The sequence below is a fragment of the Leptospira weilii genome (assembly GCF_006874765.1).
In the GTDB taxonomy this organism is placed as follows: domain Bacteria; phylum Spirochaetota; class Leptospiria; order Leptospirales; family Leptospiraceae; genus Leptospira; species Leptospira weilii.
Genome location: NZ_CP040840.1, coordinates 1,635,001 through 1,637,500, shown reverse-complemented (window position 1 = coordinate 1,637,500; position 2,500 = coordinate 1,635,001). Strand labels below are relative to the sequence as shown.

Genomic DNA, 2,500 nt, shown 5'->3' with positions numbered 1-2,500 from the left:
CGTTCGTTGCGATATGGTCGCGGAAGGAATTATCGAAGCGGCTAAGGCCGTGGATTTGAAAGTTCCTCTCGTGGTTCGTCTCCAAGGAACCAACTCGGAACTCGGAAGAGAAGTCCTCAACAAAAGCGGACTGAAAATCACCGGAGTCGACGATCTCCGAGAAGCGGCAAGCACCATTGCCAAACTCATTCAATAAGAGAGAACATACATGGCAGTATTAGTAGACGAAAACACAAAAGTCGTAGTGCAAGGGATCACCGGTAAGGAAGGATCTTTCCACGCGACACAAATGCTCGCGTACGGCACAAAAGTTGTAGCCGGAGTGACTCCCGGAAAAGGCGGATCAAAGTGGGAAGATAAGGTTCCCGTTTTCAACACGATCCAGGATTCAATTAAAAACGAAGGCGTAAACGCGGCGGTCATTTTTGTTCCTCCCGCATTCGCAGCCGACGCGATCATCGAAGGAATTCTCGCGGAACTTCCGCTCGTAATCTGCATCACCGAAGGAATTCCAACCCACGATATGCTGAAAGTTTACAGCATATTACGAAATTCTAAAACAAAACTCGTGGGACCGAACTGCCCCGGAGTGATTACTCCTCGCGCGAAACAAAAACTCGGAATTATGCCGGGCTTTATCCATAGCCCCGGTTCCGTGGGAATCGTTTCCCGTTCCGGAACCTTGACGTACGAATCGGTGGCTCAGATCACAAAACAAGGTCTGGGACAATCCACTTGTATCGGAATCGGAGGAGACCCGGTTCCCGGTATGAACCACACCGAAGCGATCAAATTGTTAAACGAAGACCCGGAAACGAAAGGAATCGTGATGATCGGAGAAATCGGCGGAACTTCGGAAGAAGAAGCGGCAGAATACGTCAAAAATCATGTAAAAAAACCGGTAGTCGGCTTTATCGCCGGTCAAACCGCGCCTCCCGGCAAAAGAATGGGACACGCTGGCGCTATCATCAGCGGCGGCTTAGGAACGGCAACCTCCAAAATGAAAGCGATGCAGGAAGCGGGCATTCAAGTTTGCCAATCCATCGCGGAAGTTGGAGAAAAAATGAAAAAGGCCCTGGGATAATATCGCAATGTAGTAAATGCAAGACACGACTTTCAGAGGACGAAACAAAACGAATATGTAAGAGTGACAACCACTTCTTCTATCAGTATTCTCATCAATGAATCAATTTGTAAGCGTTAAAGTTGATGAGAATACATCGGTCTTCTTGAGTCGTATCTTAGCTTGACAGCATTTGAGTAACCGGAATTGATTCTTTATAGGATTCGAAAAAAAGGAGGCTTGAAATGAAAGACAAAGTCAAAAATTGGAAACAAAGGCTGAGAATTCGAAAGTTGTCTCGAATTCTTTTGGGAAATCTTGTTCTTTTATCCACGACCCTTTTCGCAGATGATTCCGTCCTTAAACTGACCACCGAAGAAACCGTCAAACGCGCATTAGAAAGCAATTATAATCTGCAAAACCTTCGTTACGAACTCGCAAAATCGGATACGAACTTTTTAAAAAACGATTCCAAATACTCTTGGAGATTGGTGGCGGACGGAAGATCCAGTCAATCCATTCTTCCCTTCAATCAAACGAATATTTTTACAGGAACGAAAATCTCAGACGATACGATCAAAGGTGGAATCGAAAAGATTCTCCAGACTACCGGAACCTACTTCAAAGTGGAAGCGGGAACCAGAAGGTTCGACTCGAACGCATTCGAAAATCCGGCGACAACTCCGGCGGGATTTAGCGCCTTGGGAATTCCTCCTCTATACACAGGATTTGTAAGAGCAACGATCAGCCAAGACCTACTCAAAAATTCTTTCGGATATAAGGGAAAAAACGAGGTTAAAATTTTAGAATCCCAAGCGGAAATTGTGAAAAACCAAGTATCACAACAAATTTCCGCAGTCATCGTAGAATCCCTTGTCGATTTTTGGGATTATTCGATCAAAACACAAGCCGTCAAAACGTACAAACAACTCGTGGAAAACACGAAGAATATCCGCAATCTTACCATTCGCAAACAAAGTCTTGGACTTTCAGAAAGTTTCGAAGTCAATCAGTGGAACGCCCTTCTGGCCCAAGCGGAAAACCAATTGGAAACCGCTCAGGTTCAAAAGGAAGAATCAAAACGAAAACTCGTCCGTTCTCTCAAAATTCCGGACGGCACTTCCCTTTCCGAAGAGACCAATCTTTTGGAAGAACTGCTCGAAAAACCGGATTATATAAAAGATTTAGAATATGCTTATAAACATAGAGCCGACTTTTTAAACGCGCTCAAACAAAAAGAAATCGCCGAGGCGGCACTGAAAAACGCCAACAACGACCGCCTTCCCACTTTGACGATTTCAGGAACCGGCGCAAGTCAGGCGCAAAACATCATTTCCCCCCAGGAAAACTATATCGATTCCAACCAAGGAATCACTACCGCAAAGTACAAAGAATGGACCGGGCAAATGAATTTCGCATATCCTCTCGCGGATAAAG

General features: G+C 45.2%; 3 protein-coding genes (2 of these 3 running past the window's edge). All 3 read left to right on the top strand.

Annotated elements, in window-relative coordinates:
- Positions 1-196: the 3' portion of an ADP-forming succinate--CoA ligase subunit beta gene (gene sucC, locus FHG67_RS07720; RefSeq protein WP_004496729.1), read on the top strand. Its footprint begins 977 nt before the window's first position; only the last 196 of its 1,173 coding nucleotides appear in the window; its start codon lies beyond the left edge, outside the window; it ends in the stop codon at positions 194-196.
- Between the two features lie 12 nt (positions 197-208).
- Positions 209-1,084, top strand: coding sequence for a succinate--CoA ligase subunit alpha (sucD, locus tag FHG67_RS07715; RefSeq protein WP_002624310.1), 876 nt, complete (start codon positions 209-211; stop codon positions 1,082-1,084).
- A gap of 224 nt (positions 1,085-1,308) precedes the next feature.
- Positions 1,309-2,500 carry the 5' portion of a TolC family protein gene (locus FHG67_RS07710; RefSeq protein WP_002624319.1) on the top strand. Its footprint extends 383 nt past the window's final position, so only the first 1,192 of its 1,575 coding nucleotides appear in the window; its start codon is at positions 1,309-1,311; the stop codon falls past the right edge of the window.

What these genes read in the sequence shown, in the direction of transcription:
- sucD (WP_002624310.1), top strand. Translation starts at nt 209, where the DNA reads ATGGCAGTATTAGTAGACGAAAACACAAAAGTCGTAGTGCAAGGGATC.